We start from the raw sequence: 1,331 nt of genomic DNA on the forward strand, positions 1-1,331 counted from the left end.
GCGCTGGGCGCAGTAGTCGTCGAACGGTGGGTCGACCTCGGCTGCAGGCGCACCCCCGGTGGCCCGGCACAGGCTGGGGAACAGCAGCGCGCTGCCCGGGGTGGTGACGTAGGTGCGCCCGGCCGGGGAGGTCAGGATCAGCGTCGCGTCGGGCAGCTGCTTTTCCTGCCACCCCCAGAACGTTTTCACCAAATGATGTGTGCGGCAATAACATTTGAGGTTGGACGCGTGCGTGGGCCCGCCGGCGCTGTAGGGGATGGTGTGGTCGATGTCGCAGGCCACCGCCGGGCAATCACAGCCCGGCCAGCGGCAGGTCAAATCCCGGCACCGCACGAAATCGGCCAACGCTTGGGAGGGCACATAACCCGGCTCGGGCGGTGCGTCGCCGGGGTGCACCAGCGGCACCAGCTTGGCCGCGGCGGCCAACTCGGCGATCAGCTCGGGCGGGATCAGTCCTTCGGCGCCCAGCTGGCAGCCCGGCGCCTCACGAGTGCCGTCGATGGTGGCTTGCTCGGCGATGACGTGAATCACCACCGGCCCCGCCGGTGCCCGACCGCCCGCGGCGCAATCGGTGCGCCCGCAGCGACAGCCCAGCCGATCCGCCCCCGCGGCCAGCACCCCCAACGCGTCGGCGCGGCGCTGCTCACGGCTGCGCGGGTCGTGCGCACACACCGTGCCCGCGAGCGCATCCAGCCGCGCGTCCAGCGCGCGGGCATCCGGGCTGAACATAAAGCCCTCGATGCGGGCCAACCCCTCGCCCATGTCGCCGATCCACACCTCGCGCCCGGCCGCGCGCTCGCGGCGCCGCCGCACCGCATCCGCATCAGCGTTGGCAACGATCCGGTCCACCTGCGCGGCCAACCGGGCCGGGGTCAGCGACGGCCACCGCGCCACCTGCGCGGCCAACTGCGCATCCACGGCCGCCACCACGTCGGGATCGGCGATCAGATCGGTGCGATACACCAACGTCTGCACCATCCGAAAATCGATATCCCCCGCGGCGAACACCCCGCCCACCCGGGGCAGCCGCTCGCGCAGCGCCCGCGCATAGCGCACCCGGCTAGCCGCCAACCCCTGACTGATCCGCAACTCCGCGGCCACCTCCGCGGCCACCGCCGCCTCGGTATCCACCGCCCACTCCTTGGTCTCCGCACACCGCGACAGTCGATGGGCGAACAACCGCCCGATCGCGGCCAACTGCCCGGCCACCGCCCGGTTTTCGGCCCGCGCACACCCGCCCGCCTCGGCCAGCAACGCCGCCGACTCCGCCGTCGCAGACGGATACCGCCGCTCGAAGTGCTCATCGAACTCCGCGATCACCGCGGGCGACG

The 1,331-nt window shown here is 72.4% G+C and carries 1 protein-coding gene; it reads right to left on the minus strand.

Annotation, left to right across the window (positions count from 1 at the left end):
• Positions 1-1,320: HNH endonuclease signature motif containing protein (locus tag A5756_RS00005; RefSeq protein ID WP_066944808.1), on the minus strand; the 1,320-nt coding region annotated here is incomplete at its 3' end.
• Between the last annotated feature and the right edge of the window lie 11 nt (positions 1,321-1,331).

This window comes from Mycobacterium sp. 852002-53434_SCH5985345, assembly GCF_001667155.1.
GTDB lineage: Bacteria > Actinomycetota > Actinomycetes > Mycobacteriales > Mycobacteriaceae > Mycobacterium.